Annotated in this window: 2 protein-coding genes and 2 rRNA genes; 3 read left to right on the top strand and 1 reads right to left on the bottom strand. The window is 34.4% G+C overall.

Annotated features, from left to right (window positions below; translation table 11 throughout):
• Positions 1-9 precede the first annotated feature (9 nt).
• A 5S ribosomal RNA gene (rrf, locus tag CO726_RS30390) occupies positions 10-125 on the top strand.
• A gap of 179 nt (positions 126-304) precedes the next feature.
• On the opposite strand, the gene pdxR is transcribed toward rrf, so the two are convergent.
• Complete coding sequence (gene pdxR, locus CO726_RS30385; protein WP_099686771.1) at positions 305-1,717, bottom strand: MocR-like pyridoxine biosynthesis transcription factor PdxR; 1,413 nt, start codon at positions 1,715-1,717, stop codon at positions 305-307.
• Positions 1,718-1,834: 117 nt separating this feature from the next.
• Between pdxR and CO726_RS30380 the strand changes: the two genes are divergently transcribed.
• Complete coding sequence (locus CO726_RS30380; protein WP_099686770.1) at positions 1,835-2,794, top strand: proline dehydrogenase family protein; 960 nt, start codon at positions 1,835-1,837, stop codon at positions 2,792-2,794.
• A 1,286-nt stretch (positions 2,795-4,080) separates the two neighbouring features.
• Positions 4,081-4,183: ribosomal RNA gene (locus CO726_RS30375) — 16S ribosomal RNA — on the top strand; the annotation flags it as partial.

The raw sequence follows: 4,183 nt of genomic DNA, 5'->3' as shown, positions 1-4,183 counted from the left end.
CTTCAATAGTTTGGTGATGATGGCAGAGAGGTCACACCCGTTCCCATACCGAACACGGAAGTTAAGCTCTCTAGCGCCGATGGTAGTTGGGACCTTGTCCCTGTGAGAGTAGGACGTCGCCAAGCAAGCTTAAGACGAGTCAGAATGACTCGTCTTTTTTGTGTTTAATGAAATAATCTTGTAATTAATGTCGGCTCTATGAGTACGTTTATATAACAAGAAACAACTTTATTTTATTATGATGTCGCATCTAAATAGCATACCTTCAGAAAAATATGGCCAAGTTTGTTAAACCGTCTATTTGTTAACAAGGATATATACAAGGTAATGCCCTCTGTAGCCTACTCACACCTTCTTTTATTTCTTCAGTTGTTAAATGTCCATACCCCATAATAATTCGATTATGATGTTTTCCTTTTTTAATGGCATGGTCTTCCACAGAATATACTTTCACTCCGAATTGTTGGATCTCCTCAAGTAATTCTTTTGTGAATTGAACTTGATTAAATTCAACAATCAGGTGTAATCCTGTAGAATAACCGAAAATATTGATCTTACTTGAGAATGCCAATTTTAATTGCTGGATAAGGAAGTTTCTTCGATTTTTATAGACTTTTTTCATCTTCATAATATGCCGTTCCAAATGATCTTCGGCAATAAATTTAGCAAGAACAAGCTGATTTAAAGAAGGTGTATGTAGATCTGAAAACCATTTTACCCTGCGACATTTTTCAATAAGGTGTGAGGGAAGAACTAAGTATCCCATCCTAAGGGCCGGTGATAAAATTTTACTAAATGAACCTATATATATAACACGCTCGGGATCCAATCCCTGTAATGAACTTACAGGTGAGCCTTCATATCGAAACTCACTGTCATAATCATCTTCAATGAGATAACAATTTGTTTTTCTTGAATAGTTAATCAATTGAACCCGTCGTTGAATCGGTAGCGTTCCACCTAAAGGAAACTGATGGGAAGGCGTAATGAAGATGAATTTTGGATTTTTATTTGTGGGCAGCAAAGATGTATCCATCCCGTTATCATCAACTGGTATCGGGTAAAGGGAGGCTCCTGAATTTTTAAAAATTGTTTGAATGTCATTGGTAATAGGATCTTCTATTAGTACTTCGTCATCTGTTGCCAAAAGTAACTTAGAAACAAGTGTTAAAGCTTGAGTTGCACCAGAAGTAATCACCAATTGTTCTGGATGACAAAAAACTCCTCTTGTTTTTAGCAAATAGCGTGATAAAACCTTTCTTAATTCGGGACGCCCTTCGGGAATATCGTATCCAAACGTAGAAGGCGGTGTTTCATTCCATATAGTGTGAGATAACTTTGCCCATCCCTTACGTGGAAATAAGTCTAATGCCGGTATCCCTGAACGAAAATTAATGATATTACTGTCTTTGTTTGTTTCTTCGCACCAAGGTAAAGAATCGATTAGAGTTGATTTTTTGCGTTGTTCTAAATAAGTCCCTTCGGCAATGAATGTCCCGGCTCCCTGTCGAGCGACCAAAAAACCTTCGGAAAATAATTGATCATAAGCTTCTAAAATTACATTTCTAGACACACCTAACTCGGAAGCTAATTCCCGTGTTGAGGGTAATTTTTCTCCGGATTGTAGCTCTCCGTTTAATATTCGTTCGCGTATTTGGTGATAAACCTGTCGAATTAAACTTATATCTAACGATCGATCAATAGGTATCCAAAGCATATAAATGCTCCCTTCATTAAAATTGGTACCATAAAAGTTTGGCTAAAATGGTACTAATACGAACCATTTTAGCATGATATAGTTGGATCAAATAGTTCTAAAGGAGATGAAAATGTGATGACTAAATCAGAATTCCAAGTAGCTCAGGCATTTAAAGCGATTGCACGAAATGAACATATAAAATCCTATGTACAACAATCTACGGAGCTCTATGCGTTATTGTTGCAAGCCGCAAAACGCTTTGTCACTGGAGAAACGAGACGTGAGGGGATTGTGACGGCAAAAGAACTAATTACAAAAGGGTATCATACTTCACTAGAATATATAGGGGAAAATACAATAGATATAGAGGAATGTTGTAAAGCGAAAAATGAGTTTTTGAATCTTATTGGGGACATGGGTGCTCTATCTATGAAACAAACAGTATCACTCGATTTATCGCATATTGGATTATCTATAGATCCAGAAATATCTTATATTCATTTAATGGAGTTGGCAGAGAAGGCAAAAGTACATGAAACTACCCTTATGATAAGTATGGAAGAATCATCTAAAGCCGCGGACATTCTTACTATCTATAAAAAAACAACTGAACAATATTCTAATGTAGGGATAACAATTCAGGCGCATTTATATCGCTCGAACGATGATATTCAAGAACTCCTACATTATCCAGGGAAAATACGAGTTGTAAAAGGTGCCTATCAAGAAGTTCAGGATATTGCTATGCCTAGGTCAATTGATTTAAATCAACAGTATCTTCAGATTGTAGAACAACTAATTGAAAACAATCACCCTGTATCTATAGCTACACATGATGAAATTCTTATTAAAGAGATGGAGCAACGTCAATATTTTAGTCAATCGAATGTAGAGATAGAAATGCTATATGGAATTCGTCCGGATATGCTAAGTGATTTGAAAAACAAAGGACATAACACTAGAGTATATTTGACTTATGGGAAAGAGTGGTATTTGTATTTATGTCATAGAATAGCTGAACATCCAGAAAATCTATATCATGCAGTGATAGATATGATACATTCATCTTCAGCACAGCAAAGTAGAGGATATTGAATAGACATTTAATCTTAAATGTAAAAATTATTTTGGCTATGGCCCAAAAATAAGAGCTGAATTTTTCTTAGAGTAGAAATTCCGGCTCACTTTATATTGAAAATTTTTTAACGTATATTTGCGTTAAATGTGGACAAGACTCCTATAGATGTTGAAAAGATCGTGATTTATAATTGTGCAGCTGTAGTATACTTTGTTGTAGAATTCGTTTTTGTGGGTGTTTTATATGTATTGGTTTCTTATTGTCGTGTATTTCTAGACTTGTAGGTAGAAATAAATGAACTTGTGATGCTATATGTATTTTAAAATGGAGGATTTTATATTAAAAACAGTAAAATTACATGCTTTGTTAGTAACTCGATGTGTTCTTTTAGCGGTAAAACATAAATATAGGTATAGGATAAACGCTCTTAAATGTTATAAAGAGTGATACAAACCAAATGGAACATACGTTCCTTTTGGCGTGTTAAGTATATATGTTTAAAGAAAGAAATGCCATTAATCGGTTCGGACCTTGAGTATAGTTTATTTGTATATCTTAAATGTTTGTTAGGAGGATATAAAGGTTATTATCACTAGGCTATATGGAAAAGGGTGATGCTAAAGATGAAAGGCTAATATTTCAGTGACACAGGGATAGTTAGTAAATGTATTAGTGTGTTTCTATATATTTACGAGTAAACAGATAAGCGGCTATTACTTCATATAAGAGGGAACTCTATAACTAGATTAATATATTAGTTTATTATGGATTTCTGTCTCCTTGTCTGTTATAGGAATACGTATATCTTCAATCGTTTCTAATAGAGTGTGTGATAAACAAAGAGGTATTAGGAAGTATAATAACTTTTGAATTACATATTAGTATTTATTAAAATAAGATCGTTAGTTGTGCTGGATAAAAACTTCCGTACAACCTAAGTCTAGGGTTTAAGTTAACTTGAATATATTTTGGAAGAAGGAAATTAAAGTTAAGTAGAAGAGGCTTTTCTGATAATGCAATCTGTATAGGTTGTTCTCTAGATTAGAGAAGATAAAAACATTTAATTAAATATCTTTATGAAAAGGTATTGACGATTATAACTTAGAGGTGTAATATAGTACAAGTCGCCGATGACAACAACATCGAAAGTGACAAATGAAATGAAAAACTTAGTTGACATTAACTAACGAAGATGTTAACATAAGGAAGTCGCAAATGAGCGACCAGGTAGTTCTTTGAAAACTGAACGAAACAAACAACGTGAAACGTCAATTTTTATTTTTAGATGCTAGACAAACTAACTTTATTGGAGAGTTTGATCCTGGCTCAGGATGAACGCTGGCGGCGTGCCTAATACATGCAAGTCGAGCGAATGGATTAAGAGCTTGCTCTTATGAAGTTAGCGG

It is taken from the genome of Bacillus fungorum (assembly GCF_002746455.1).
Lineage (GTDB): Bacteria > Bacillota > Bacilli > Bacillales > Bacillaceae_G > Bacillus_A > Bacillus_A fungorum.
This window is presented reverse-complemented; position numbering and strand designations above follow the sequence as displayed.